This is a genomic window from Tessaracoccus luoxuelianae, assembly GCF_054483915.1.
The window spans coordinates 2,493,690-2,518,085 of record NZ_CM137013.1; the positions used below are offsets into that span (position 1 = coordinate 2,493,690).

General features: G+C 68.9%; 25 protein-coding genes. 1 reads left to right on the forward strand and 24 read right to left on the reverse strand.

The genetic code is table 11. The features are described 5' to 3' along the window. Positions 1-53 precede the first annotated feature (53 nt). The 15 genes from ACX1D1_RS11375 to ACX1D1_RS11445 form a co-directional block, all read right to left on the reverse strand. Positions 54-1,100: a zinc-dependent dehydrogenase gene (locus tag ACX1D1_RS11375; RefSeq protein ID WP_459054635.1), complete on the reverse strand. Its 1,047-nt coding sequence runs from the start codon at positions 1,098-1,100 to the stop codon at positions 54-56. An 8-nt stretch (positions 1,101-1,108) separates the two neighbouring features. Beyond that, on the reverse strand, positions 1,109-3,085 hold the full coding sequence (locus ACX1D1_RS11380) for a PTS mannitol transporter subunit IICBA (protein ID WP_459054636.1): 1,977 nt from the start codon (positions 3,083-3,085) through the stop codon (positions 1,109-1,111). Between the two features lie 194 nt (positions 3,086-3,279). Beyond that, positions 3,280-4,308, reverse strand: a complete 1,029-nt coding sequence (gene ilvC, locus ACX1D1_RS11385) for a ketol-acid reductoisomerase (RefSeq protein ID WP_182783943.1) — start codon at positions 4,306-4,308, stop codon at positions 3,280-3,282. A gap of 20 nt (positions 4,309-4,328) precedes the next feature. Continuing rightward, a complete protein-coding gene (gene ilvN / locus ACX1D1_RS11390) occupies positions 4,329-4,835 on the reverse strand; it encodes an acetolactate synthase small subunit (protein WP_182783941.1) in 507 nt (168 codons plus the stop codon). After that, positions 4,832-6,574, reverse strand: coding sequence for an acetolactate synthase large subunit (locus tag ACX1D1_RS11395; protein WP_182783940.1), 1,743 nt, complete (start codon positions 6,572-6,574; stop codon positions 4,832-4,834). Before ACX1D1_RS11395 ends, ilvN begins: the two co-directional genes overlap by 4 nt. 258 nt (positions 6,575-6,832) lie before the next feature. Further along, positions 6,833-7,324: an aromatic ring-opening dioxygenase LigA gene (locus ACX1D1_RS11400; RefSeq protein ID WP_459054637.1), complete on the reverse strand. Its 492-nt coding sequence runs from the start codon at positions 7,322-7,324 to the stop codon at positions 6,833-6,835. Between the two features lie 116 nt (positions 7,325-7,440). After that, on the reverse strand, positions 7,441-7,839 hold the full coding sequence (locus ACX1D1_RS11405) for an HIT family protein (RefSeq protein WP_182783936.1): 399 nt from the start codon (positions 7,837-7,839) through the stop codon (positions 7,441-7,443). A 15-nt stretch (positions 7,840-7,854) separates the two neighbouring features. Further along, entirely contained in the window at positions 7,855-8,616 is a 762-nt protein-coding gene (gene hisF, locus ACX1D1_RS11410) for an imidazole glycerol phosphate synthase subunit HisF (RefSeq protein ID WP_459054638.1), read from the reverse strand. Positions 8,617-8,626: 10 nt separating this feature from the next. Further along, positions 8,627-11,374 carry a DEAD/DEAH box helicase gene (locus tag ACX1D1_RS11415; protein ID WP_182784048.1) on the reverse strand — a complete coding sequence of 916 codons (2,748 nt, stop codon included), beginning with the start codon at positions 11,372-11,374 and terminating at the stop codon, positions 8,627-8,629. A gap of 211 nt (positions 11,375-11,585) precedes the next feature. Beyond that, entirely contained in the window at positions 11,586-12,500 is a 915-nt protein-coding gene (locus ACX1D1_RS11420; RefSeq protein WP_182799489.1) for a diacylglycerol/lipid kinase family protein, read from the reverse strand. Beyond that, entirely contained in the window at positions 12,497-13,285 is a 789-nt protein-coding gene (tatC, locus tag ACX1D1_RS11425) for a twin-arginine translocase subunit TatC (RefSeq protein WP_182799571.1), read from the reverse strand. The genes ACX1D1_RS11420 and tatC overlap by 4 nt, the downstream gene beginning before the upstream one ends. 86 nt (positions 13,286-13,371) lie before the next feature. Next, on the reverse strand, positions 13,372-13,590 hold the full coding sequence (tatA, locus tag ACX1D1_RS11430) for a twin-arginine translocase TatA/TatE family subunit (RefSeq protein WP_182783930.1): 219 nt from the start codon (positions 13,588-13,590) through the stop codon (positions 13,372-13,374). Between the two features lie 52 nt (positions 13,591-13,642). Next, complete coding sequence (locus tag ACX1D1_RS11435; RefSeq protein ID WP_182799488.1) at positions 13,643-13,828, reverse strand: hypothetical protein; 186 nt, start codon at positions 13,826-13,828, stop codon at positions 13,643-13,645. A 10-nt stretch (positions 13,829-13,838) separates the two neighbouring features. Then, complete coding sequence (locus tag ACX1D1_RS11440; RefSeq protein ID WP_182783927.1) at positions 13,839-14,771, reverse strand: WYL domain-containing transcriptional regulator; 933 nt, start codon at positions 14,769-14,771, stop codon at positions 13,839-13,841. Then, positions 14,768-15,700, reverse strand: a complete 933-nt coding sequence (locus ACX1D1_RS11445; protein ID WP_182783925.1) for a helix-turn-helix transcriptional regulator — start codon at positions 15,698-15,700, stop codon at positions 14,768-14,770. Before ACX1D1_RS11445 ends, ACX1D1_RS11440 begins: the two co-directional genes overlap by 4 nt. A gap of 68 nt (positions 15,701-15,768) precedes the next feature. On the opposite strand from ACX1D1_RS11445, the gene gluQRS reads away from it, so the two are divergent. Further along, complete coding sequence (gluQRS, locus tag ACX1D1_RS11450; RefSeq protein WP_182783922.1) at positions 15,769-16,683, forward strand: tRNA glutamyl-Q(34) synthetase GluQRS; 915 nt, start codon at positions 15,769-15,771, stop codon at positions 16,681-16,683. On the opposite strand, the gene ACX1D1_RS11455 is transcribed toward gluQRS, so the two are convergent. The 9 genes from ACX1D1_RS11455 to pyrG form a co-directional block, all read right to left on the reverse strand. Then, positions 16,667-17,668: an FKBP-type peptidyl-prolyl cis-trans isomerase gene (locus ACX1D1_RS11455; RefSeq protein ID WP_182783920.1), complete on the reverse strand. Its 1,002-nt coding sequence runs from the start codon at positions 17,666-17,668 to the stop codon at positions 16,667-16,669. The genes gluQRS and ACX1D1_RS11455 overlap by 17 nt on opposite strands. A gap of 32 nt (positions 17,669-17,700) precedes the next feature. Continuing rightward, positions 17,701-18,438 carry a pseudouridine synthase gene (locus ACX1D1_RS11460; protein WP_182783918.1) on the reverse strand — a complete coding sequence of 246 codons (738 nt, stop codon included), beginning with the start codon at positions 18,436-18,438 and terminating at the stop codon, positions 17,701-17,703. Then, on the reverse strand, positions 18,431-19,024 hold the full coding sequence (scpB, locus tag ACX1D1_RS11465; protein WP_182783916.1) for an SMC-Scp complex subunit ScpB: 594 nt from the start codon (positions 19,022-19,024) through the stop codon (positions 18,431-18,433). Before scpB ends, ACX1D1_RS11460 begins: the two co-directional genes overlap by 8 nt. Then, entirely contained in the window at positions 19,021-19,848 is an 828-nt protein-coding gene (locus ACX1D1_RS11470; RefSeq protein WP_370585789.1) for a segregation and condensation protein A, read from the reverse strand. The genes scpB and ACX1D1_RS11470 overlap by 4 nt, the downstream gene beginning before the upstream one ends. Further along, positions 19,845-20,192, reverse strand: coding sequence for a hypothetical protein (locus ACX1D1_RS11475; protein ID WP_182784042.1), 348 nt, complete (start codon positions 20,190-20,192; stop codon positions 19,845-19,847). The genes ACX1D1_RS11470 and ACX1D1_RS11475 overlap by 4 nt, the downstream gene beginning before the upstream one ends. Beyond that, positions 20,189-21,112 carry a ParA family protein gene (locus ACX1D1_RS11480; protein WP_370585788.1) on the reverse strand — a complete coding sequence of 308 codons (924 nt, stop codon included), beginning with the start codon at positions 21,110-21,112 and terminating at the stop codon, positions 20,189-20,191. Before ACX1D1_RS11480 ends, ACX1D1_RS11475 begins: the two co-directional genes overlap by 4 nt. Positions 21,113-21,187: 75 nt before the next feature. Next, positions 21,188-22,102: a site-specific tyrosine recombinase XerD gene (gene xerD / locus ACX1D1_RS11485; RefSeq protein ID WP_459054639.1), complete on the reverse strand. Its 915-nt coding sequence runs from the start codon at positions 22,100-22,102 to the stop codon at positions 21,188-21,190. Beyond that, on the reverse strand, positions 22,099-22,719 hold the full coding sequence (locus ACX1D1_RS11490; RefSeq protein WP_255422340.1) for an NUDIX domain-containing protein: 621 nt from the start codon (positions 22,717-22,719) through the stop codon (positions 22,099-22,101). Before ACX1D1_RS11490 ends, xerD begins: the two co-directional genes overlap by 4 nt. Then, the gene (pyrG, locus tag ACX1D1_RS11495; RefSeq protein ID WP_370585786.1) at positions 22,709-24,361 is read right to left on the reverse strand and encodes a CTP synthase; all 1,653 of its coding nucleotides are present in this window, start codon (positions 24,359-24,361) and stop codon (positions 22,709-22,711) included. The genes ACX1D1_RS11490 and pyrG overlap by 11 nt, the downstream gene beginning before the upstream one ends. Positions 24,362-24,396: the final 35 nt, after the last annotated feature.

The window sequence follows — 24,396 nt, forward strand, 5'->3', positions numbered from 1 at the left end:
GAAAGGGCCGGGAACCTGAGGTTCCCGGCCCTTTCGGCGTTCAGATCATGGTGCTACGGCTCGACGGTGACCTTGATGGCCTCGCCGCGGGCGACGATGTCGAACGCTGTGAGCGCGTCGACGAGCGGCACCCGCCGGGTGATCAGATCCTTCACCGGGATCTGGCCGGAGGCGATGTAGGACAGCGCATCCTTGTGGTGCTTCGGCGCAGAGCCGTTGGCGCCGTGGATGTGCAGCTGGCGGTAGTGCACCAGGTTGCTGTCGCAGGTGATGGTCGGGTTGGTCTTCGGCAGGCCGCCGAAGAACGAGATCCGGCCGTTGCGCGCGGCCATCGAGATGGCCTGCTCCTGGTTGATGTTGGCCGGCGTGGCGGTGATCACCACGTCCGCGCCGCGCCCGTCTGTCATGCGCATGATCTCGGCCACGACGTCGGTGCTGGAGGCGTCGATCGTCGCGTCCGGATGGACCGCATCGGCTGACATCGCCAACCTCTCGGCGTTGATGTCGACCAGGACGATGGTGCCCGCCTTGTGCACGCCCCGCGCGATCCGGATGTGCATGCAGCCGATCGGGCCGGCCCCGAAGACCACCACGAAGTCGCCCTCCTCGATGCCGAGCTGCTCCTGTGCGTTGATCGCGCAGGCGAAGGGCTCGACAGCGGAGGCCTCGTCGAAGCCCACCTCGTCCGGGATGCGGTTCAGGCCGTCGACCTTCAGCACCTCCTTGGGCACGATCATGTACTCGGCGAACCCGCCGTCGTACTGGTAGCCGACGGAGGTCTGGTTCTGACAGACAGCCATCCAGCCCTTGCGGCACTCGTGGCAGTCGCCGCACGGCACGGCCGCGATCACCTGCACCCGGTCGCCGACGGCGAAGCCGCCGAGCGCCTCGGGGCCAACCTCCACCACCTCGCCGGCGATCTCGTGGCCCATCGTCGTGACGCGGGTGATGTTGACGTGACCGTTGTTGCGGATCTTCACGTCGGTGCCGCAGGTCGAGCAGTTGCGGACTCGGATCTTGACCTCCTCCGGGCCGCACTGCGGCTCAGGGACGTCCTCGAGCCGCACATCTCCGGGGGCATGGAATCTCAGTGCCTTCATAACTTCGTTCACTCCTCGGTGGGGGTCAGGAGGTCGATGACCTCGTCAACGGAGGTGGCCGAGCGCAGTCGCGCGGCCCGCTCCTTGTCGGACAGCGTGGTGGCAAGCGCCGCCAGGAGCTTGACGTGCTCGTCGCTGTTCGAGGCGATCGGGATTACGACATTGACGGTGTTCCCGTCCCAGTCGATGCCCTCGGGGTACTGGAGGAAGCCCAGGGCGGCCGAGTTGATGTGGGCTCGGGCCTCGTTGGTGCCGTGGGGAATCGCGACGCCCTGGCCCAGGAAGGTCGTGGTCTGCAGCTCACGGGCGAGCATCCCGTCGATGTAGGCGGGTTCCGCGGCGCCGGAGGTCACGAGGACCTGACCCGCCTGGCGGATGGCGTCGTCCTTGCCGGTCGCGGTCAGCCCTAGCCGGATGTTCTGTCGCGGCAGGATGCCGGGGGCGAGCCGCTTCTTGGGGCGGGCGAGAGTCGCGGTGGTCGCGGTGGGTGCCGCTGCCGACGAGATCGGCTCCCCCTCGGCGTCGCCGACACCGGTCGCGGTGAGGGTGCGTCCCTCACGGATCGCGAGCTCGACGCGGTCGAAGGCCGGGTCCCCGAGGTACGAGGCGAAGGGGACGACGACGGTGCCGGGGACACGCTTGCCGGCCCGGTCCGCGAGGCCCTCGTGGGTCAGCACGACCTGCGCGTCGGTGGGGATCTGATCGACCGGCGTGTGGACAACCTCGACGCCGTAGGGGGCAAGGCGCTTGCGCATCTGGCTGGCCACCATGACTGAGGAGCCCATGCCTGCGTCGCACGCGATGACCACCTTGCGGACGTCAGAACCGAGGATGCTCACGCCGTCGCCGAGCGAGCCGGAGGATGCCAGGGCCGCCGCTTCGGCCTCGACCGAGTCGTCGGAGCCCCGTCCGAACTTCAGGAGGGCGGAGGTCACCAGGAATGAGACGACGGCGGCGGTCAGCACGGTGAGGATCATCGGGAGATGACCACCGGGAGGCGTCACCGCGAAGTAGGCCAGGATCGATCCGGGCGACGGCGGGCCGGCCAGCCCGGCACCGGTGGCGGTGGCGACGAACAGGCCGGACATGGAGCCGGCGATCATGCCCAGGAGCATCACCGGGCGCATGAGGATGTAGGGGAAGTAGATCTCGTGGATCCCGCCCAGGAAGTGGATGACGATGGCGCCGGAGGTGGAGGCGCGCAGAGACCGGGGTCCGAACAGCATGAAGGCGGTCAGCAGGCCGAGGCCCGCGCCCGGGTTGGACTCCACCATGTAGAGGATCGACTTGCCCGTCTCAGCCACGTCGAGCGCGGCCAGCGGCGTGAAGATGCCGTGGTTGATGGCGTTGTTGAGGAACAGCACCTTGCCGGGCTCGACGAACAGTGACGCCAGCGGCAGCAGGTTCGCGGCCACCAGCCAGTTCACGCCGGCCGACAGCACGCCGACGATGGCCGCCACCACGGGGCCGACGCCCAGGGTGCCGACGATCGCCAGCAGCATGCCGATGATGCCGAGCGAGAAGTTGTCCACCACCATCTCGAAGCCGGCGCGGACCTTGCCCTCGACAGCCCGGTCGAACTGCTTCAGCGCCCAGCCGGCGAGGGGACCCATGATCATCGCGCCGAGGAACATCGGCGTCCCGCTCAGGGTGGCGAACTCCGTGATGCCGCCGATGATCACGCCGGCGGTGGCGATGGCACCGACGACCGCGCCGCGGTTCCCGTGCACCATCTTGCCGCCGGTGTGGCCGATCAGGATGGGCAGGAGAAAGTACAGCATGGGGCCGACCAGGCCGGCCAGCGTGGCGTTCGGCAGCCAGCCTGTCTCGATGAACATCGCCGTGATCAGGCCCCAGGCGATGAAGGCGCCGATGTTCGGCATGATCATGCCGGCCAGGTAGCCGCCGAATTTCTGAATCCGGGCGCGGAGGCCGGGTCCTTCAAGGTTCTTGTTGACGCGTGCGTCAGGAAGAGCGGTCATCATCTACTCCCGTACTCGGCCGGGCAGCGCCTCGATGCGCAGCCGGGTGGGGGTTGCCCACACCGCAATCTTGAAGGCAAAACCAACAGAAGTCAAGTAAATCGGAGAACTTTAATGTTGGATCGTGTTGTTTTTGGAGCTTGGGCAACCAAAAGGGCCCGCGACGCGCGTCGCGGGCCCTCAAGTCGTGGAACAGGTCAGCGGGAAGCCGAACCCTCGACGTAGTCGGCGTCGTCGGTCTTGACCCAGCTCATCAGCCCACGGAGCTGACGGCCGGTCTCCTCGATCGGGTGCGCCTCACCCTTGGCACGCAGCTCCTTGAACTCGGGCGCACCCGCATCCTGATCGTCGATGAAACGCTGGGCGAACGCGCCGGTCTGGATGTCGGTGAGCACCGCCTTCATGTTCTCCTTCACCCTGGCATCGATGACTCGCGGGCCGGAGACGTAGTCGCCGTACTCCGCGGTGTCCGAAACGCTCCAGCGCTGCTTGGCGATGCCGCCCTCGTACATGAGGTCCACGATGAGCTTCAACTCGTGCAGGCACTCGAAGTAGGCCACCTCTGGCTGGTAGCCGGCCTCGACCAACGTCTCGAAACCGGCCTGGACCAGCGCCGACGCGCCGCCGCACAGGACGGCCTGCTCTCCGAACAGGTCCGTCTCGGTCTCCTCGGTGAAGGTGGTCTTGATCCCGCCTGCGCGCAGCGCACCGATCGCCTTGGCGTAGCTGAGCGCCAGCGGCCAGGCATTGCCGGTCTCGTCCTTCTCCACTGCGATGATCGCGGGCACGCCGCGTCCGTTGGTGTACTCGCGGCGCACCAGGTGCCCCGGGCCCTTGGGCGCCACCATGCACACGTCGACGCCCTCAGGCGGGGTGATGTAGCCGAAGCGGATGTTGAAGCCGTGGGCGAAGAACAGCGCGTCACCCTTGGTGAGGTGGGGCTCGATCTCCTCCTTGTACACGGTGCGCTGGACCTGATCGGGGGCCAGGATCATGATGAGATCGGCCTCCTCGACGGCCTCAGCGACGGGGAGCACCCGAAGGCCCTCGGCCTCGGCCTTGGCGGCCGACGGTGAGCCAGGGCGAAGGCCCACGCGCACATCGACGCCCGAGTCGCGCAGCGACAGCGCGTGCGCATGCCCCTGCGAGCCGTAGCCGATGACGGCGACGTGGCGACCTTGGATGATCGACAGGTCGGCATCCTGGTCGTAGAACATTTCTGCCATGGGTTCTCCTTCTTCGGTTTCTACTTAGCCTTGTGTTCGGACATGCTCCTGGCGCCTCGGGTGAGCGCCACCTGCCCGGACTGGACGAGTTCGATGATGCCGTGCGGCGCGAGCATCTCCAGCAGGGCGGCGAGCTTCTCGTCGCTGCCGGTGGCCTCGACGGTGATGGACTCCGCCGAGACATCCACGGCCTTGCCCCGGAACAGGCCCACGACGTCGATGACCTGGCTGCGGCTCTGCACGTCCGCACGGACCTTCACCAGCATCATCTCGCGCCTCACGGCCGAATCCCCGAGCTCGAGGACCTTGCGCACCTCGATGAGCTTGTTGAGCTGCTTGACGATCTGCTCGAGGGCGGCGCTGTCCTCGACCTGGGCCACCACCGTCATCCGCGAGACCTCCTCGCGTTCCGTGGGACCCACGGCGAGAGACTGGATGTTGAACCCGCGGCGCGAGAAGAGCGCCGCGATCCGGGTCAGCACGCCTGGGCGGTTTGCGACCAGGATGCTCAGGGTGTGGTTGTTCACAGCACTTCCTCTTCCCATTCGGGGGCCATGTCGCGGGCCACGCGGATCTCGTCGTTGCTGACACCGGCGGGCACCATCGGCCACACCATGGCGTCCTTGTGCACGACGAACTCCACAACCACCGGCTTGTCGTTGATCTCGAGCGCCTGCTGGATAACCGCATCCATCTCCACCTCATTGGTGGCGCGTAGCCCCACGCACCCCATCGCCTCGGCGAGCATGGGGAAGTTGGGCAGCGACTCGGTCATCAGGTCCGTGTTCGAGTACCGGCCCTCGTAGAACAGCGACTGCCATTGGCGGACCATGCCCAGCGCGTGGTTGTTGATGATGGCGATCTTGATGGGGATGTTGTTCAGCGCGCAGGTGACCAGCTCCTGGTTGGTCATCTGGAAGCAGCCGTCCCCGTCGATGCCCCACACCGTGGTGTCCGGGTTGGCCACCTTCGCGCCCATCGCGGCCGGCACGCAGAAGCCCATAGTGCCCGCTCCCCCGGAGTTGATCCAGGTGCCTGGTTTCTCGTGGGGCAGGAAGTGGGCGCACCACATCTGGTGCTGCCCCACGCCGGAGGCGTAGATGGTGTCCGCCGGGCTCAGCTCGCCGATGCGTTTGATGACCTCCTGGGGCGACAGCCGCCCGTCGGGCGCCTCCTCCCAGCGGGGCTGGTAGCGGGCCTTCATGAGGCCCAGCTGACGGCGCCAGGCGTCGGCCTCCGGAGCCGGGTAGGCCTCGATCGCCTCGTTGAGTTCCTTGAGCGTCTCCCTGACATCGCCCACGATGGGGATGTCCACCGCCTTGTTCTTGCCGATCTCGGCCGGGTCCACATCGGCGTGGATGACCTTGGCGTGGGGGGCGAAGCTGTCCAGCTTGCCCGTGACGCGGTCGTCGAAGCGGGTGCCCAGCGCGATGAGCAGATCGGACTTCTGCAGCGCACCGACGGCGGCGACGGTGCCGTGCATGCCCGGCATGCCCATGTTCAGCTCGTGGCTGTCCGGGAACTGGCCCCGTGCCATGAGCGTGGTGACGACGGGGATCCTGGTCTTGGCCACGAACTCGGCCAACTCCGGCGCGGCCTTGGCCAGGCCGACGCCACCGCCGACGTACAGCACGGGGCGCTTCGACTCCGAGATCAGCTTGGCGGCCGCCCGCACCTGCCGCGCGTGCGGCTTCACCGTGGGTCGGTAGCCGGGGAGGTCCAGCTCCAGCGGCCACACGAAGGGCGCGGTGTGCACCATCGCGTCCTTGGCGATGTCCACCAACACCGGGCCCGGCCGGCCCGTCGCGGCGATGTGGAACGCCTCCTTGATGGCCAGCGGGATGTCCTCGACGCGCTTGATCAGGAAGCTGTGCTTCGTGATAGGCATCGTGATGCCTCGGATGTCGGCCTCCTGGAAGGCGTCCGTGCCGATGGAGTGGCTGTTGACCTGGCCGGTGATGGCAACGAGCGGGGTCGAGTCCATGTAGGCGTTGGCGATCGGCGTGACGAGGTTGGTGGCGCCCGGGCCCGAGGTGGCGATGCAGACACCGACCCGGCCTGAGCTCATCGCGTAGCCCTCAGCGGCGTGGCCCGCGCCCTGCTCGTGACGCACCAGGATGTGGCGGATCTTCGAGTCGAACAGCGGATCGTAGGCGGGGAGAATGGCGCCGCCGGGAATCCCGAAGGCTACATCGACACCCATTCGTTCCAGTGACTCGACGAGGGCCTGCGCCCCCGTCATGACCTGACCGTCCGTCTGTGTCATGCGCCTCTCCCTTCGTTGATCGCTCGCACTGTTGTCATCCCAAGAAAAAACCCCCGCTGCCCGTATCGGGCACACGAGGGAGCGCTTCGGTTCGTTGATGAGCCGAAACGCTTAGGGAATTACGAGCCAGCTAGTGGGCATGGGTACATGCTTGCCGGTGACGTGGCCGGCTGTCAAGCATTGGTGCCGCGTGGTCCGAAATGTAAGACGGCGGGCAGGACCTGAGTCCTGCCCGCCGTCTGAGCCCAGTGGGCGGTGTCACTCGGTGACGGTGGCCGACTTCGCGGTGGGGTACTTGATGGTGGTCAGGGCCCAGCCGATGATGGCGAACAGGAGGCCGAGGCCGATGACGAGCGCCGCGATGCCGTAGGACACCACAGAGGTGAACAGCGACGCGCGCAGGAACGAGGCGTTCATGGCGGTGGTGCGCTGCGCGGTGTATTCCTCAGCGGCGGCGGTGTCGCCGGCTTCGTTGGCCTCGCGGGCCAGCGCGCCGAGCTCGGCGTAGGTCTTGCCGCCGGCGCCGTCGAGGGCGTGGTGGTTGATGATGTCGGCCTGCGCGAAGGCGCTGAGGGGCCCGGCGACGGGCTTGCCTGCGTAGGCGCCGCCCATGAATGTGGAGTCACCCGGAACGGTGATGTTCTCCGCGGCCAGCTGCGAGCTGACGGTGCCCCAGGTGAGGGCGCCCGCGACGATCATGACGATTCCGGCGACAATGGAGAGGATCCCGGCGATCTTGGTGGCCTTCATGAAGGTCCCTTTCTCTTTCTTTACGGGACGCGTCCACGTCCCTTGATACACATCAATGTAGACCAGCCTGTCGAGACCCTAACCGGGGGGTGGTATTGCCAGGGGACGTTGATCCGTTAGGGTGCCCCACCCACCCTGGCCCATACCCCGTCCAGGTCTGAGGTCACCGGCCCCCGGAGGCCCGCGATGCCAGGATTATGCGCATAGCGAGGCAGCACGTGGACGTGCGTGTGGAGGACCTCCTGACCGGAGACCGGCCCAGCGTTGGACAGGATGTTGCACGCGTCGGCGCCGAGCCGCTCCTTGAGGAGTCTGCCGACGCGGGCCACCGCGGGGCCGATCTCGGCGAGCACCATGTCATCGGCTAGGGCATCGGCGGTGTGGCGGCGGGGCACCACCAGGGTATGGCCCTCCTGCCAGGGCTGGATGTCCAGGAACGCGACAGCGACGTCGTCCTCGTAGATCATCCGGGCCGGGATGTCACCGGCGACGATGGCGCAGAACAGACACTCCATGGCTCTCCTCCTTCTCTATCGGACCTCGAAGCCTGCCTCGCGCAGGCCGGCCTTGACCTGATCGACGGTGAGTCGTTGGTAGTGGAACACGCTGGCGGCCAGCACGGCGTCGGCGCCGGCCTCGGCCGCCCGCACGAAGTGCTCGATCGTCCCGGCGCCGCCTGAGGCGATCAGCGGCACGTCCACCACGGCCCGCACGGCCCGGATCATCTCGAGGTCGAAGCCGTCGGTGGTGCCGTCGGCGTCCATCGAGTTGAGGAGCACCTCCCCCACGCCGCGTGCGCAGGCCTCCTGCGCCCACGCCAGGGCGTCGACGCCGGCCGAACGGCGCCCGCCGTGGGTGGTGACGCCGAATCCAGAGGGCATCCCTTCCTCTCGCCGGGCGTCCACGGACAGGACCAGGACCTGGTTGCCGAACGTGCGCGAGATCTCGTCGATGACGCCGGGCCGCGCCAGCGCGCCGGTGTTGATGCCCACCTTGTCCGCCCCGCTGCGCAGCAGGAGGTCCACGTCCTGCACCTCCCGCACCCCGCCGCCAACCGTCAGGGGGATGAACACGGTCTCCGCGCAGCGCGCCACCATGTCGCGGGTGGTGGCCCGGCCGTCGGAGGAGGCCGAGATGTCGAGGAAGGTCAACTCATCGGCCCCCTCGGCCGAGTAGCGTGCGGCCAGCTCGACGGGGTCCCCCGCGTCGCGCAACTGACGGAAGTTCACGCCCTTGACCACGCGACCGTCGTGGACGTCGAGGCAGGGGATCACGCGCAGAGCTACGGCCATGGGGGCAAACCTAATCCTCCGTCAGGTCCGCCGCCACCACGCCGCGGCGCATTGCATCGGCCGCCTCACGGCAGGTGCGCCGCAGGTCCCCGGGGCCCGTGGCGGTGGCCAGCTGGCCCGCCAGGTCGATCACCTGGCGCACCCAGCGCACGAAGTCTCCAGCCGAGAGGCCGGTGTGCCGGAGCACCTTGGACAGGTCCTGCCCGCTGGCCCACCTCCAGGCCGCCTCCGCGAACCCGATGTCCGGCTCCCGCCCGCGGTCCCGGTGGTGGACCCGCTCCAGCCGTCCCACCTCGAGCCACACGGCGCGCAGCTCGGACTGGGCCCTTTCGGACGCCGCGTCGGGCATCCGGGGCGGCGCCGCGTCGCGCGTGGGGCGCGATTCGTACAGCAGCGTCGAGAGCACGGCCGCGAGCTGCGGTGGGGTGAGGCCGGCGAAGGTGTCGCGGCGGACACACTCGGCGGCCACCAGGTCCAGCTCGTTGTAGATCCGTCGCAGCATCCTGCCGGCGTCGGTCAGCTCATCGCCGTCGAGGTAACCCAGCGCCTCGAGCACCGCCGTGACCCTGTCGAACTGGGTGCCCAGCGAGTTCGCGCGGCCGGTCACCTCGGCATCCGTGCGCTCGGCCTCGCGCTCAAGGCGCAGCACCCGGGCCGCCTCCACCGCGTGCTCCTCCCGCTCCGGGCATTGATGGCACGGATGCGCCTTCAGCTCGCCCCTCAGCTGCCTGATCTCCCGGGCCACCGCCTCGTCGCTCGGGAGGGCGGTGTCCGGGATGCTCGGGTCGAGCTGCTCCAGCTTGGTTTCCATCGCGGTCAGCAACGAACGCCTGTCCTTGCGCTCCCGCAGGGAGAAGTCGCGCGGCACCCGGACGCGGCCCACGGGGAGCAGCGGGCCGGGGAGATCGTGTGGCTCCAGCTTGAGGACGGTGTGATCGGCGCTGATCACCTGCACCCACGGGTCCGCGCCCCGATGCGCCCTCTGTCCCACCTTCAGCACCACGGACCATCCTTGCCGCGGCACGTGGACCAGATCGCCTGCGAACAGGGTGGTGATGCTGTCGGCCACCGCCTCGTCGTGCTCGGCTCTCCGAGCCTTCGACGAGGCCGCCTCCAGCCTGGAGATCTGGTCGCGCAGCCGCGCGTAGGTCATGAAGTCGCCCAGGTGACACTGGGCTGCGTCCTGCGCGTCTCGCAGCTCGGCCTGGCGCCGCCTCCCGACGCGTGCCGCGGTCACCACGGACTTGTCGGTCTGGAACTGCGCAAACGACTGGTTGAGCAGGTCCCGGGCGCGCTCGCGCCCGAGCGTGGCCATCAGGTTGACGGCCATGTTGTAGGTGGGGGCGAAGCTGGAGCGCAGCGGATAGGTGCGCCGCGAGGCGAGGCCGGCCACGGCGCGGGGGTCCATGCCCGCCTGCCACAGGACCACCGCATGCCCCTCGACGTCGATGCCACGACGCCCCGCGCGGCCGGTCAGCTGCGTGTACTCCCCCGGGGTGATATCCGCGTGGCTCTCGCCGTTGTACTTGACCAGCTTCTCCAGCACGACGGTGCGGGCGGGCATGTTGATGCCCAGCGCAAGCGTCTCCGTCGCGAAGACGATCTTGAGTGCCCCCGTCGCAAAGGCCTCCTCGACGATCGCCTTGAAGGCGGGCAGCTGCCCCGCGTGGTGCGCCGCGACACCCGCCTGCAGCGCGTCCCTGAAGGCCTCGAACTCCAAGGCCTCCAGGTCCTGGGCGCTGAGCCCCGCCACGTGACGGTCCGCGATGCTCCCGAGAAGGGCGGCCTCCCCGCGGCTGGTGAGCCTGATCCCGGCGTCGTGGACCTGCCGCACCGCGGCGTCGCAGCCCACCCGGGAGAAGATGAAGTAGATGGCGGGCAGCAGGGAGCCGCCCTCCAGGGCGATCGCCACCTCGCCGCGGCTCGTGGGACGCCCCGCGAAACGCGGATGGGTGGCGCCGCCGTACTGTCCGGAGCCCTGGCCCTGTCCGGTCTTGCCGCGCCCGCTCCGGCCGCGGGGGCGCCGCGAGTCGTCGCGCACCCGGGATGCCTCGTTCCTGCTCACCTGCAGCAGCTCGCGGTTGACCCTGGCCATCCGCTCGGCGGGCAGTTCCGTGGCGGTGGGGGCCACCCCGTCGAACAGGTCCAGGAGGCGACGTCCCACCAGGACGTGCTGGAAGAGCGGCACGGGGCGGCGTTCGGAGACCACCACGGAGAACTCACCCCGCACGGTGCGCAGCCACTCGCCGAAGTCTTCGACGTTGCTGACGGTGGCCGAGAGGGCCACGATCTGCACCGAGTCCGCCAGACCGAGGATCACCTCCTCCCACACCGGCCCACGGAACCGGTCCGCCAGGTAGTGGACCTCGTCCATCACCACGAAGCCGAGGTTCCCGAGCGTGGGCGAGCCCGCGTAGATCATGTTCCGCAGCACCTCGGTGGTCATCACCACGATCTGCGCCTCGGAGTTGACCGAGATGTCTCCAGTGAGCAGCCCGACCCGTTCCGGGCCGTAGCGGTCAACCAGGTCGTGGTACTTCTGGTTGGAAAGCGCCTTGATGGGGGTGGTGTAGAAGCACTTGCGGGACCTGGTGAGCGCGAGGTGGACGGCGAACTCCCCCACCACGGTCTTACCTGCGCCAGTGGGAGCGGCGACCAGCACCCCGCGGCCTAGCCCAAGCTCGCGGCAGCCGTCGATCTGGTACTCGTCCAGGCCGAACGGATAGAGGGCGGCGAACTCGCGCACCTCGTCTGGCAGGGCGTCAGTGCTCACCCATCAAACCTAGTGTCCTGCGTCAAGAGTTCGTGCGATTTCCGGCGCCCCAGCGGCGCCTCGCGGCGTTCTCCTCGCTCGACGAACGACCAAGTGCTACTTCGCTCGTCGGCCTTGCGACCCATCCGCTGGGACACCGGCACTCATCAACGAACCCCTGACGCAGGACACTAGCAGCGCTTCCTCCCGGCCCGGTTCAGGCGACGATGAGGCGCAGCACCCCTGGATGCGATTCCACCTTGGCGGGCACGTCGCCCATCTCCTCGCCGTCGCCCATGAGGAACAGGTCGTTCCCGTCAACCTCGACGGTGCGCGCCCTCAGGCGCTCCACCACAGGTGAGTTCACGAAGCTGCCGTTGTAGGTGAGCGGGAGCAGGCGCAGCAGCTTCCCGCGTGAGGCCTTGTGGATGATGGTCACGTCGAGCAGCCCATCGGCCGCGTCCGCGTCCGGGGAGATCTGCATCCCGCCGCCGAAAACGCCGGTGTTGCACACGGCCACCAGCATGGCCTCGACCTCGCGGGGCTCGCCGTCGATGACGAGCCGGTAGGTGAGCGGGGAGAAGTGCACCAGCTCACGCAGCGCGATGTAGCCGTAGCTGAGGGGGCCCAGGCGGAGACGGATGTCGTTGGTGGCCCGGTTGACGCGCGCGTCGTAGCCGCTGGAGACCACGGCGCCCACGTAGCGGGAGCCGCTGGAGTTGGTGAGCAGGGACAGGTCCATCACGCGCACCTTTCCCCGCACCAGTGCCTCCACTGATTCCTTGATCGAGCCGGGCACACCGGCGCCCCGCGCGAAGTCGTTGCCCGTCCCGGCCGGGATGACGGCCAGGGTGGCGTCGGTGTCTGCGCAGGCGTTGAGGCCGAGATGGGCCATGCCGTCTCCGCCCATGACGGCCACCACGTCACCCTCGCGCGCGATCAGCGCGGCAGACCTGGTGAGGTCCCGGGCCTGCTCGTAGGACGTCGACGTGACGACGTGCAGCTCTGCGTCGGTGACGCCCTCCTGGAGGCGACGGACCACCTTGGGGAGGGCCCGTCCGGCGCGTCCGCCGCCGGATTGTTGGTTGCAGACGACGGTGACCAGCCGTCGCTTGGCGAGCTCGCGGCTCACTTCCCGTCGTCCAGGTCCACTGCGAACTCGCCGGCCGTCTCCTCGGAGATGCCCCGCCTGCGGTCCCAGACACGGCAGATCATCTCGGCGATCAGGAACATCACCGACAGCGGCACCGCCAGCGCAAGCATGGAGAACGGGTCTGTTGACGGGGTCGCGATGGCGGCGAAGACCACGCTGCCGAACATCACGAACTTCCTGGCCTGCCGCAGCTGGTAGCCGCGCACGACGCCGGCCATGTTGAGCCCCACCAGGATGACGGGGAGCAGGAAGGACAGGCCGAAGACCAGGATGACCTTGAGCTCCATGGCAAGGAAGCTGCTCATCTCGAGCAGGTTGACGATGTCCATGTCCTGGGGCGTGAAGCTGAGGAGCACCGTGATGCCCTTGGGCCACACGAAGTAGCCCAGAGCCGCGCCGCTGAGGAACAGCGGCAGGGCCGCGCCGACGAAGCCGAGAGCGTACTTCTTCTCCTTGGACACCAGTCCAGGTGCGACGAAGCTCCACACCTGGTAGAGCCACACGGGGCTGGACAGCACGATGCCACCGGCGACACAGGCGATGACCGCGAGCGTGAACGGTGACACCACGCCGTCGTTGACGATCATGGTCTGCGCGTCCGGCCGCAGGTTCTTGAGCTCGTCGACCGCCGAGTAGTACGGGGCCATGATGATGGCGATCAGTTCGGTGTAGAACAGGATGCAGGAGAGGGCGGCGATGGTGATGGCCAACGCGGAGACGGTCACGCGGTAGCGCAGCTCCCGCAGATGGTCCGTCAGCGACATCGTGCCGCCGGGGCCGCCGTCCGGGGGCCGCAGCCAGGCGAGCCGACGCGGCTTCGTCGCCGGCTCAGTGGGTGCGGCGGACACGATCAGCTCTCGGCGGGGGGCTTGCGATCGATCTCGGGCTGAACGATCTCGGCGTCGACGACCTCATCCGTGGTGGTCTTGGGCTCCTCGACGCTCTTCACCTCTTCCTTGAACTCGCGGATCGAACGGCCGACTCCCTTGCCCAGGCCCGCCAGACGCGAGCCTCCGAACAGCAGCAGGGCAACGGCCAGAATGATGAGCCATTCCATCCCTCCGGGCATGAATGATTCTCCTGTCTGCAGCGGCGCGCCACTGCGAGTGATGGTGCTCAGTCTACTTCAGTGATCTCGAGGGCAGATCGAGCTGTCCGATGAGGACGCCGATCTCCTCGGCGCGCTTCCTGACGACTGCGACCTCGGCCATCACGTCGTCCATCTTGTGCCTCAGCATCACGGCGTACACCGCGACGGCGACGAACCCCAGCACGGCGATTCCGCCCACTACCGCTACCCAGATCACCGGGCCGATGCTACCCGACCGCGTCGGGGTAGAGGGCAAGGGCCTCAACGGCCGTGGCCCTCGCCGCCGCGCTCATCGCGTCGTCCGAGACGGATCGGACCTTGTCGCCGAGGCGCAGGAGCAGCGAGACCGCCCATTGGGTCGATGCCACGGGGAAGGTGACCTCGATCCCGTCCTCCGATTCCTGGACCGACGTGGTCGGAAAGTACTCGGTGATCCAGCGGGCGCTCGGGGCCACCGTGATCGTCAGCCGCCTCGCCACGTCGTCGAACCAGGCCGACGGGGGCTCGCCTCGATCGTCCGCCTTGTCGTCGAGCACGTCCACACCCTCGATGCGGTCCAGCCGGAAGGACCTCCAGGCTTCGCGGGGCCTGCTCCACGCGTCGAGGTAGGTGAAGCCTGCGACGAAGTGGAGCCGGGCCGGTTCGACGACGGCCTCCGATGGCCCGGTGCGCCCCGGGGTGCGGTAGGTCAGGCGCACCGCACGGCGCGCCGCGATGGCGGCGGCCAACTCGGAGCGCCGGCCCGGGTCGGTCGCGGCCACGGCCACCTGGACCCGCTGCCCCTCCCTTCCGACTGCGGCCTCGAGCTTGGCCAGGGCGGAACGGGCGGCGTCCGATTCCCCCGCCACCTCCACCACGAGGCGCAGCGCGGCAAGCAGGCCCGCTGCCTCGACGGGCCGGAGGCGCAGTGGTCGACGGAGGACCTCGGCGTTGCGGAAGTAGACGTGCCCCTCCTCCCGAGCGGCCTCGATGTCGACGTCGAACAGGTCGTCGTAGTAGCCCCCCGGCAGCCCGCAGAACTGCAACACCTCCAGGTCCCTGACCACCTGGGCGGGTGTCGTGCCGAAGACCCGTGCCACCTCCGCCACGGCCACGCCCTGGTGGGCGGACAGGTAGGGCACCATCCGCAGCATCCGCGCAACCTGCTCCTCGGCCCTCACGACGCCATCCTCCTCAGCCGCTCGATGACCTGGCGGCGCAGGTCCGGGGGCGCGAGCACGATCGCATCTGTCCCGGAGGCCGCCACCTCGTCGACGATGGCGCTCTCACTGCTCAGTCGAATCCGGTGGGCGCTGAAACCCGGCGGCAGTTCGGCAGGCCACTCGACCGGCTCGATCGCCTGCCAGGCGTGCGCGGCGTCATTCCGGAGGCCGATCACCGCGGTCACCTCAAAGGTGGGTTCGAGGCGGGCCGCCCTGTCGTCGACGTCGTCGGGCACGACGAAGGAGCCGGGTTTCCCCGTGCGGCCGGCCGGGGCCGTCATCCGGCCCAGCTTGAAGAAGCGGTCAGCCTGCCGATCCGGGTCCAAGCCGAAGACGTACCACTGTCCGCGCCGCTGGATCAGCTTCCAGGGTTGGAGCCGCCGCGGCGCCCCGCCGTACCCGAAACTCACCTCGGTACGGGTGAGGACCGCCTCGTAGACCTCGTCGAAGTTGGGGTCGCGGACCGCCACGCGCGGCGCCACAGTGGGGACCAGAGCCGGGTCCGGGGCCGCCCCGCCGGCCTGGAGAGTCTCGAACGCCTGCGCGGTGTGCTCCGCGGCGACGGAGTCCTGCCAGACCTGCCCCGCCACCCCCAGGGACGCCAGTTCCTCCGGGGTGAACGTCAGCGGGGGGAGCTCGAACTCGCTGCGGATGATCCGGTAGCCGCTCTCCTCGTCGGAGTCGGGGTTGTTCGAGCCCGTCTCGATGGGCACGCCCAATCCGCGCAGGTCCTCCTTGTCGCGTTCGAACTGGCGCTCGAAGCCCACCACCGTCCCGCCGCGGTAGCCCTCCACCATGTGACGCAACTCGCGTTTGGTCAGGTAACGGCGGGTGCTGAGCAGCGCGATGAGCAGGTTCAGCAACCGCTCGGATTTCCTCGCCGACATGACACCTCCGCCACCCAGGCTATCTGCACCGGGGTCTCGGAGGCGTCAACCCGCCTAGGGGTGGCAGCATGGACGACGTGCCCCACGTCGACCGCTACGCGCCCAGCCCCACCTCGGACCTGCACGTCGGCAACCTGCGCACAGCTCTGGCTGGATGGCTGCTGGCCCGTCACGCGGGCGGGTCATGGCTGATGCGGATCGAGGACCTCGACGCACAGCGGGTGCGGGCCGCCGACGGCGTGGAGGCCCGGCAGCTTGCCGACCTCCGTGTCCTGGGGCTCACCTGGGACGGAGAGGTGCTCCGCCAGTCGGAGCGCCTGGACCTGTACCGGGACGCGGTGGCGTCGCTGCCCACCTACGAGTGCTACTGCACTCGCCGCGAGATCGCGGAGGCGTCCTCGGCGCCGCACGGGGCCCATCGACCATATCCCGGCACCTGCAGGGGGCTCACCGCCGCTGAGCGGGCCGAGCGAAGGAGAGCCCGCCCGCCTGCCATCCGGCTGGACTCGCGCGGGGAGAGCTACACCGTCGAGGACGCCACGGCCGGATCTGTCACCGGCCTGGTCGACGACTTCGTCCTGGTCCGCAACGACGGGCAGTTCGCGTACAACCTCGCCTCGGTGGTCGACGACATCGGCTCTGCCGTCACGCACATCACCCGCGGCGAGGACCTGCTGGCGTCCGCGCCACGTCAGGCCTGGCTCACCGAACGCCTGGGTGCGCGCCCCGCACGGTACGCGCACGTGGGGTTGGTGACCAACGAGCAGGGCCGCCGTCTCGCCAAACGCGACGGTGCGGTGTCGTTGGCAGACCTGGGAGACCACACCCCGGCCGACGTGATGGCCCTTCTGTGCACATCGCTGGGGCTGGACGGCTGCCGCACGGCGCAGGAAGCGCTGGCCGCCATGCCAGGCGACCAGCGCTTCTTCTCGTCCGCTGTGTGGGGAGGCGGGATGCTCCGCCCACTCAGCCCTGCACGTTGAGGATGTCGATCACGTAGACCAGCGTCTGAGCGGGTGCGAGTGTGGGCGTCGCCTGCGGCAGTCCGTCCGGGTAGGCCATGGCCGGGGGCACCACCAGCATGACGCGGGAGCCGCCGGTCTGACCCAGCAGGCCCTCGGTCCAGCCGGGGATCAGATTGGCCAGGGGGCCCTCCTGTGGCTGCCAGGCATCCTGCCAGAGCTGTCCGTCCGCGTAGGTCCAGGCGCGGTAGCGCACCTGGATGGTGGAGGCCTCGGTGATGGCCGCCCCGGGACCCTTGATCAGGGGCGCGACGGTCAGCTCAGCCGGGGCCGCGACCCCGTCCACCACTGTCAGCTCCGGCTTGCCGTCGGTCATGGTGACGGTGGGCAGACCAGCGGCCGGGGTGACAGCCTCGCCGGTGGCGTCGTCGAAGTTGGCCGAGAGGATGTCCACGACGAAGACGATCGAATCACCGGCGGAGATGCTGCCGTCCTGGGTGCCGTCGGGGTAGCCGTCCTCGCTGGGCATCGCGATGAGCACTCGCGAACCCACCGCCTGTCCCTCGAGTCCCTTCTGGAAGCCCGCCACGACCCCCTCGAGGGAGAAGGTGGCGGCCTCGCCGCGCTCGTAGGAGCTGTCGAAGACCTCACCCGTGGTGCCGTTGACGCCCACATAGTTCAGCGTGACCACCGAGCTGGCGGACAGCTTCTGCGCGCCGCCCTCCCGCAGTACCTGCGACTGGGTGGAGGAGATGCCCCACGGGGCCGGCACGGTGATCTCCGGGACGTCCCCGTCGCTGACCTCGATCAGGCTGAGATCAGCCGACGGGCTCACCGACACGGCCGGGCTGGCGCTTGCGCTCGGAGAAGCGCTTGCGGAAGCCACCGACGGCGAAGCCGAGGGCGAGTCTGTGCCCTCCGGGCTGGTGCAGGCGGTGAGGGCGATCAGGGACGCCGTGGCCGTGGCCAGGACGGCGCGGCGCAGCGTGCGGGCGGAGAATGTCACGCCGGAATGTTAACCCAGCGCCCCAAACCTGTTCACATCCCCACCAGGTCGAGCAGCGCCCCCAGCTCCTCGCGGGTGACGTCGCGGGTCTCCCCCGGGCGCAGGTTGCCGAGCCTAATCGGGCCGATCTCGGTGCGTGAGAGCCTGTCGACCGGGTGGCCGACGGTGTCCATCATGCGGCGGACGATGCGGTTGCGGCCCTCGTGCAACGTGATGGCCAGGAGGGTGCGGTCCTGGCCACGGGAGATGAGTTTGACCTTGTCCGGGCGGACCGGGCCGTCCTCGAGGGTGACGCCCTTCTCGAGGCGCCGGATGATCCTGTTGTCCATCACGCCCGCGGCCTGCACCGTGTAGGTCTTGGGGACCTGGTAGCTCGGGTGGGCCAGGCGGTGCGCGAAGTCGCCGTCGTTGGTGAGGACGATCAGCCCTTCGGTGTCGGTGTCGAGGCGGCCCACGTGGAACAGCCGTTCCTTGGTGGCCGGCAGGTAGTCGCTCAGCGTGGGGCGACCTTCGGGGTCCTCCAGCGTGGAGACCACGCCTCTAGGCTTGTTCAGGACGAGGTAGAGGTGCCTGCGGGGCGGGGGGATCCGGGAGCCGTCGACGCGGATCTGGTCTGTTTCCGGGTTGACCCGACGGCCCTGTTCGGTGACCACCTTGCCGTTGACTTCGACGCGGCCCTCGTCGATGAGAATCTCACTGGCGCGGCGCGACGCGATTCCCGCCGCCGCCAGCACCTTCTGCAACCGCGTGCCCTCGGTCTCCTCAGTCATCGCTGCCCTCGCTCTCAGGCCCGGCCCCGGCGGCCTCAACGGCGGCCAGCTGACCAAGCTCAGCCTCCAAGGCTACGGCGTCCGGCAGCAGCGGCGCCAAGTCGGGCAGTTCTTTCAGCGAGTTGAGCCCCAACTTCTGCAGGAACAGCGGCGTGGTAGCGAAGGTCATGGCTCCGGTCAGGTGGTCCTCGCCCGACTCGCGGATGAGGCCGCGCACGAGCAGCGTCTTCACGACGCCGTCGACGTTGACGCCCCGCACAGCCGAGATCCGACCCCTGGAGACGGGCTGCAGATAGGCGATGACCGACAGCGTCTCCAGCGCGGCCTGCGTGAGGCGCGCCCGCTGATCCGAGACCAGCCATGCCTCCAGCACATCGGAGAGGTCCTCCCTGGTGGCGAACCGCCAGCCCCCGGCGACGGCACGCAGCTGGATCCCGCGACCGTGCAGCTCGTAGAACCGCGCGATGGCCTCCAACTCGCCCTGCACCTCCGCCGACGGCGCCTCCAGCGCGGCTGCCAGTTCGTCGGCCGGCACGGGTTCGGTGGCCATCAGCAACATGGCCTCCAGCGCGGCTGCGATACTCATGCGTCCTCCAGTTCGGGTTGTGGGCCGTAGTCGTCGGTGACCTCGACGGCGGCCTGATCGCCGGCTGTCCACCGGACGGTCAGTTCGCCCAGCGGTGACATCTGGTCCAGGGACACCTGCTGGGCCCGGAACAGCTCGAGGATCGCCAGGAAGCGGACCACGACGGTGAGTCGGTCGCAGCCGCCGACGAGCACCCGGAACGAGGCGGAACCGTCGCGGCGGAGCCGGTCGGCGAGGAGGTTGGCCTGCTCGGCCAGGCTCACCGTGGAGCCGTGGAGGTGGGCCAGCTCCACCACGGGCTCTGGCCTGGGCGCCATGGCCGCCGCGGCCAGCCGTGCCACGTCGGCGGGGCTGAGGCCAAGCTCAACCTCGGGCATCACGCCGCGGAACTTGTCTTCGAGGCCTCCCGGGCGCCAGTGGATGGAGTCGGCGGCCGTCATGGTTTCGGCCAGCCACGTCGCGATCTGTTTGAACGCCCGATACTGCAGGAGCCGGGCGAACAGGAGGTCCCGGGCCTCGAGCGCCGCGTAGTCCTCCGGGTCGGTCACCTCGCCGCCGGGCAGGAGCCGAGCCGCCTTGAGGTCCAACAGCGTCGAGGCCACGACGAGGAAGGCGCTGGTCTTCTCCAGGTCCCACACTGCGCCCCCCAGCTTCACGTGGGAGATGAACTCGTCGGTCACCTGTGACAGCGCCACCTCGGTGACGTCCAGCTCACGGCGCGAGATCAGGTGCAGGAGCAGGTCGAAGGGCCCTTCGAAGTTCCTCAGGTGCACCTCGAAGCCGTCCACCCCATCGTGGCGCTCCATCGCAGTGGCGCGGCTCACTGCTGTGTGAGCTCGCTCACCAGGAAGCTGTCGCCGCCGTTGGCAGTCAGGTCCGCGATGGCCCGCGAGACCGCCAGCCTGACGATCCGCCCCCGGTCCACCCGGATACCGTGCTCGCGGCGTAGCTGCCCGTTGGCATCCTCCAGGGCGATGAGTTCATCATCGCTGAAGTAAACCGTGATCTTCTGCGAGTGCCGGACCCGTCCAGTGGCACGGGGCGTGGCCTCGCCGTCGTCCCGGGCCTCAGGCTCGGCAGCGGCGTTCTGCTGCGTCTCCGCCTGCACTGGCTCGCGGGTGGGTCGGAACAGCTCGGATGCTCCGGGCAGTGAGGCGCGTCGCTTCACTGGTCCTGGCATCGCAGCAGCACCTCCCGGGCGAGTTGGCGGTAGGCTTCCGCTCCCGGCGAGGCCGTCGCATAGGTGGTGATGGGCTCTCCCGCGACTGTGGTCTCGGGGAACTTGATGGTGCGGCGGATGACCGTGTGGAACACCTCGTCGCCGAACGCCTGCACCACGCGCTCCAGCACCTCGCGACCATGCAGCGTGCGGGCGTCGTACATCGTGCCGAGGATGCCGAGCAGCTGGAGGTCTGGGTTCAGCCGATCCTGCACCTTGGAGATGGTGTCGGTGAGCAGGGCGATGCCGCGCAGCGCGAAGAACTCACACTCCAGCGGCATGATCACGTAGTCGCTGGCCGTGAGCGCGTTGATGGTGAGCAGCCCCAGGCTGGGCGCGCAGTCGATCAGGATGAAGTCGTAGTGGGGGCGCAATTTGGACAGCACGCGCAGCAGGGTCTGCTCGCGGGCCACCTCGCTGACGAGCTGCACCTCGGCCGCAGACAGGTCGATGTTGCTAGGGAGCACATCGAGGCCCTCGACGCTGGTCTGGGTGATCACGTCCATCGCGTCGATGCCCCGGGTGAGCAGCAGGTTGTAGATCGACAGATTGAGGGTGTGGGGGTTCACGCCGAGCCCGACCGACAGCGACCCCTGCGGATCGAAGTCCACCAGGAGCACCGAGCGGCCGAGCTCCGCCAGCGCCGCACCAAGGTTGATGGTGGTGGTGGTCTTCCCTACACCACCCTTCTGGTTGCACATCGACACGATGGTGGCGTGCTTGCGTCCCGGCGCCACCGGCAGTGGCTCAGGAAACACGGGAAGGGGGCGCCCGGTGGGTCCCATGGTCCCCGAATCCACCAGCGTTGAAGGCCCGGGCGCGTCCGGGACGTTGAATGTGGGCGCCTCGAACAGCCCGTCTTCAGCCACCTGTCGGCCTCCTCGTCTCAGTGTCCGATTCAGCCTAGTATGCCGTGCCCTGCATCCCTGACGTGGGTCGCACCGTCAGCGGGCCCGCGGATGCGCTGCGGCATGGACCTCGCGGAGGTGCTCGATGGTGACCAGGGTGTAGATCTGGGTCGTCGCCACCGAGGCGTGGCCCAACAACTCCTGCACCACGCGCAGGTCCGCCCCGCCGTCGAGCAGGTGGGTGGCGAAGGAGTGCCTGAGGGAGTGCGGCGAGACATCCACTGCGATCCCGGCCGCCGCGGCCGCGCGCTGAAGGACGGCCCAGGCCGATTGGCGGCTGAGCCGCTTCCCCTGCTGGTTCAGCAGCAGCGCCGGGTCGTGTCGTGACGCCGCACCCGCGAGGACCGGCCGTGACCTCACCAGGTACGCGTCAAGTGCCTGAGCCGCGTAGGACCCGAGGGGGACGGCCCGCTCCTTGCTGCCCTTGCCGCGCAGCCGCAGCCCGGCGTCCGGGGCAGCGAGGGCGGCCGTCGCCTCGTCGACGTCCATTCCGCATACTTCGGAGACGCGGGCGCCCGTGCCGTAGAGGAGCTCCAGAAGCGCCGCGTCCCGGAGTCCGACCACCTCCGACCGGTCCGGTGCGTCGAGGATCCGCGTCACCTCGTCGACGCTGAGTGCCTTGGGGAGGCGCTGCTCGAGCTTGGGCGGGGAGATATCGGCGGCGGGGTTGGTCTCGGCCATCCCCTCGTCGGCCGCGAACTGGTGCAGGGTGCGGATGCTGGCCACGTGCCTCGCCACGGACGACCTGGCCTGCACGGCGCTGAGCTCCCGGACATAGGCGCTCACCTCGACGGGGGTGACCTCGCCGATGGCCTCGATGCCACGCCCCGCCAGGAAGGCGGCGTAGCCGGTCAGGTCGCGGCGATAGGCGACGATCGTGTTGGCCGCCAGCCCCCGCTCCACCCGCGCGTGGTTGAGGTAATCGGCCACCGCGTCGGTGATGCTACTCACTCCCGGATCGGCCACGGGGCGCTGGGGGCCCGCAGCCGGTCCACCGATCCGGTCAGGCGCGCCACCTCGAGGGCCAAGACGCCGGCGACGAGCGTGGGGCTCTGACAGCGGCCCCCCATCACCGCGGCGACCAGCTCGGCGCGCGGCACCCACTCCCATGTCATGTGCGCCTCCTCGCCCTCCAGGACGAAGCCGACGGGGCGCTCCGCCGGGGCAAGGTCGCGGGCGAGGAAGATCCTCAGCGACTCCTCACAGGCGCCCGGCGTGGTGCACATGTCCACCAGGACGTCCCATCGCGACGCCTGAAGCTCCGCCTCCTCGGCGAGCTCGCGCTGGGCCGCAACCACCCACTCCTCCCCGTCGAGGTCGAGGAGCCCGGCGGGGATCTCCACCAGCTCCATCCGTACCGGGTGCCGGTACTGGCGCAGGACCGCGATGTCGTCGCTGTCCTGCCTCCATGCCACCACGGCCACCGCTCCGGGGTGGGTGAGGTACTGCCTGTCCATCACCTCGCCCGACGGCGTGGTCACCTGTTCGTCGACGAACGCGGACACCCGCCCCTCGCCCAGGACGGTGCGGGACCGGACCGGCCAGCTCATCGGCTCGTCAGTTCGCATCGGCGCTGGACTCCCGTCGGGCGAGGGCGGCCTCGATGAGCCCGACGAAGAGGGGGTGTGGCCGGGTGGGCCTGGATTTCAGTTCGGGGTGGGCCTGCGTGCCCACGTAGTAGGGATGGACCGCCTTCGGGAGCTCGACGAACTCGACGAGCCGCCCGTCCGGGGAGGTGCCGGAGATGACGAGCCCCGCCTCCTCCAGCTGACCGCGGTAGGCGTTGTTGACCTCGTAGCGGTGACGGTGCCGCTCCGTCACCCGCAGCGCGCCGTACGCCGACGCCACCACGCTGCCCTCGACGAGGACGGCCGGGTAGGAGCCGAGCCGCATGGTGCCGCCGAGGTCTCCCCCGCCGTCGACGATGCTGACCTGCTCGGCCATCGTGGCGATCACGGGGTGGTGGGTGTGGGGGTCGAACTCGCTGGAGGCCGCGTCACCGATGCCGGCGAGGCTACGGGCGGCCTCGATCACCATGCACTGGAGCCCGAGACACAGGCCGAGGGTGGGGATGCGGTGCTCACGGGCGTAGGTGAGCGCACCCAGCTTCCCCTCCACGCCGCGGATGCCGAATCCGCCCGGCACGCAGATGGCGTCGACATCGGAGAGCCGGCTCGCCGCCCCCTCGGGGGAGTCGCATTCATCGGAGGCGACCCACCGGATCTTCACGCTGGCCCAGTGGGCGAATCCGGCGGCCCGCAGCGCCTCGGACACCGACAGGTACGCGTCCGGCAGGTCGATGTACTTCCCGACGAGGGCCACCGTGAGCGCGTGCCGGGGATGCTCGACGCGCTCGAGAAGGTTGTTCCACGGCTTCCATTTCACATCCCGGAAGCTGAGGTTAAGGCGGCGGACCACATACGCGTCGAGGCCCTCGTCGTGGATGACCCTGGGGATGGCATAGATGCTGGGCGCATCAGGGCAGCTGACCACCGCCTCCTCGTCGACGTCGCACATGAGGGCGATCTTGCGCTTGAGCGGCTGCGAGATCTCCAACTCGGAGCGGCACACGATGGCATCGGGCTGGATGCCCACCTGGCGGAGCGCTGCGACCGAGTGCTGGGTGGGCTTTGTCTTCATCTCCCCCGAGGGCTTGATGTAGGGAACCAGGGAGACGTGCAGGAAGAACACGTTGCCGCGGCCGATCTCGTGACGGACCTGCCGGGCGGCCTCCAGGAAGGGCAGCGATTCGATGTCGCCGACGGTGCCACCGATTTCGTGGATCACGACGTCGACGCCCTCGGCCTCCATGGCCATCATGCGGTCGCGGATCTCGCCGGTGATGTGCGGGATGACCTGCACGGTGTCGCCCAGGTAGTCGCCGCGCCGCTCCTTCGCGATGACCGTCGAGTAGACCTTGCCGGTGGTCACGTTGGCATCGCCGGTGAGGTTGACGTCCAGGAACCGCTCGTAGTGGCCGATGTCCAGGTCCGTCTCGGCGCCGTCTTCGGTGACGAACACCTCGCCGTGCTGGAACGGGTTCATGGTCCCCGGGTCGACGTTGAGGTAGGGATCCAGCTTCTGCATCGTCACGCGGAGCCCACGTGCGACCAGGAGGTTGCCGAGGCTGGAGGCCGTGAGCCCCTTGCCGAGCGACGACACCACTCCGCCGGTCACAAAAATATGCTTGGTGATCTTCGAGTTCTCCACGGAACTTCAGCCTATGGGGTTGAGGGCGCCGAAGT

Excerpts from the sequence above, each read along its gene's own strand:
- ACX1D1_RS11375 (WP_459054635.1), bottom strand. The coding sequence starts at position 1,100 with ATGAAGGCACTGAGATTCCATGCCCCCGGAGATGTGCGGCTCGAGGAC.
- ACX1D1_RS11380 (WP_459054636.1), bottom strand. The coding sequence starts at position 3,085 with ATGATGACCGCTCTTCCTGACGCACGCGTCAACAAGAACCTTGAAGGA.
- ilvC (WP_182783943.1), bottom strand. The coding sequence starts at position 4,308 with ATGGCAGAAATGTTCTACGACCAGGATGCCGACCTGTCGATCATCCAA.
- ACX1D1_RS11395 (WP_182783940.1), bottom strand. The coding sequence starts at position 6,574 with ATGACACAGACGGACGGTCAGGTCATGACGGGGGCGCAGGCCCTCGTC.
- ACX1D1_RS11400 (WP_459054637.1), bottom strand. The coding sequence starts at position 7,324 with ATGAAGGCCACCAAGATCGCCGGGATCCTCTCCATTGTCGCCGGAATC.
- ACX1D1_RS11405 (WP_182783936.1), bottom strand. The coding sequence starts at position 7,839 with ATGGAGTGTCTGTTCTGCGCCATCGTCGCCGGTGACATCCCGGCCCGG.
- hisF (WP_459054638.1), bottom strand. The coding sequence starts at position 8,616 with ATGGCCGTAGCTCTGCGCGTGATCCCCTGCCTCGACGTCCACGACGGT.
- tatC (WP_182799571.1), bottom strand. The coding sequence starts at position 13,285 with ATGTCGCTGACGGACCATCTGCGGGAGCTGCGCTACCGCGTGACCGTC.
- tatA (WP_182783930.1), bottom strand. The coding sequence starts at position 13,590 with ATGCCCGGAGGGATGGAATGGCTCATCATTCTGGCCGTTGCCCTGCTG.
- ACX1D1_RS11445 (WP_182783925.1), bottom strand. The coding sequence starts at position 15,700 with ATGTCGGCGAGGAAATCCGAGCGGTTGCTGAACCTGCTCATCGCGCTG.
- gluQRS (WP_182783922.1), top strand. The coding sequence starts at position 15,769 with ATGGACGACGTGCCCCACGTCGACCGCTACGCGCCCAGCCCCACCTCG.
- ACX1D1_RS11460 (WP_182783918.1), bottom strand. The coding sequence starts at position 18,438 with ATGACTGAGGAGACCGAGGGCACGCGGTTGCAGAAGGTGCTGGCGGCG.
- scpB (WP_182783916.1), bottom strand. The coding sequence starts at position 19,024 with ATGAGTATCGCAGCCGCGCTGGAGGCCATGTTGCTGATGGCCACCGAA.
- ACX1D1_RS11490 (WP_255422340.1), bottom strand. The coding sequence starts at position 22,719 with ATGCGAACTGACGAGCCGATGAGCTGGCCGGTCCGGTCCCGCACCGTC.